We start from the raw sequence: 1,070 nt of genomic DNA on the forward strand, positions 1-1,070 counted from the left end.
ACCCTTATATAGAAAGGCATTTAGCGATTTTTGTCAATTGTTTTTTATCTAGAGCGAACTAATCAATTAAGTCTCTTGCCAGATAAGGATTTAGTCGATTTATGCCCCCCTATCGAACCATAACAAGTAACGAAGAGCCTAGCTTATTAAGATCGGCGACCGCACTTTAACCCACAGTTTCAATCAATGTACATGGTGCGTTCCCCAAAAATCTATTAGTGGAGTAGTAGGACTTACATTAGGGAACGCACCCTACGGCGATAGCGATTTGCTGAAACCGAGCTCAATACATACTGCTTTCTCTATTTCTTCCCAATAAACGTCTTCTAAAACACCCTGTTTATTCTTAATTCTTTGAGAATCTACAGCCCTCATTTGACTTAAGTTGATGTGTCGATCTCCGTCTAGTCCATTCTGCACTGTCGGGGTAATATTGACAACAAAAGGATAAGTCCTTTTCCCGGGCAACAATGGAGCAACTACTGTCGTTGTTCCATTTTGATTGCCAATATCGTTTTGTAAAATCAGGCAAGGACGTTCTTTATCGGTTTCATAACCAAGAACGGGTTTCAGATCGACCCACCAGATCTCTCCTCGCTTATAGGTTAGTCTTCCATTAGGCATTTAGACCATCGCCCACTGCAATATCCCAGACAGAGATTTCTGCTTGCATCTCTGGATCATTGGCCTGATCTTTATAAGCGTCTTCTAGCTCTTTCATAAAAACCCTTCTCTTCTCTTGCCAGAGAACATCATTTATGAAGCTGCTACGATTGCTTGCTAGTCGATCTACAAATTCCAAAACTTCGTCGTCTAAGGTTATGCTAACTTTCTTACTCATTGCCATAAACTGTTTACGACAGCCTGGTAGGATTAGATCATCATACTAACTAATCCTACATTAATTGTCAATGCCTGCCTCTGATCTGTAAGTAGGGTCTGCTGAAAAAGTTTTTCCTGGGGGTAGGAGTCAGTAGCCGGTCGTCAGGAGTCGGTCGTTTCAGGCTTTGTTGCCCTTGTTTTTTGTACCAAGCGATGTACCACAAGAAGGATAATGCAAGGTTTTTGAA

Annotated in this window: 2 protein-coding genes; both read right to left on the bottom strand. The window is 41.5% G+C overall.

Annotated elements, in window-relative coordinates:
• Positions 1–252: 252 nt before the first annotated feature.
• The gene (locus tag O9332_RS08280; protein WP_002763962.1) at positions 253–624 is read right to left on the bottom strand and encodes a type II toxin-antitoxin system PemK/MazF family toxin; all 372 of its coding nucleotides are present in this window, start codon (positions 622–624) and stop codon (positions 253–255) included.
• Complete coding sequence (mazE, locus tag O9332_RS08285; protein ID WP_002763964.1) at positions 617–847, bottom strand: type II toxin-antitoxin system MazE family antitoxin; 231 nt, start codon at positions 845–847, stop codon at positions 617–619. Before mazE ends, O9332_RS08280 begins: the two co-directional genes overlap by 8 nt.
• Positions 848–1,070: the final 223 nt, after the last annotated feature.

This window comes from Microcystis sp. LE19-10.1B, assembly GCF_027530565.1.
In the GTDB taxonomy this organism is placed as follows: domain Bacteria; phylum Cyanobacteriota; class Cyanobacteriia; order Cyanobacteriales; family Microcystaceae; genus Microcystis; species Microcystis aeruginosa.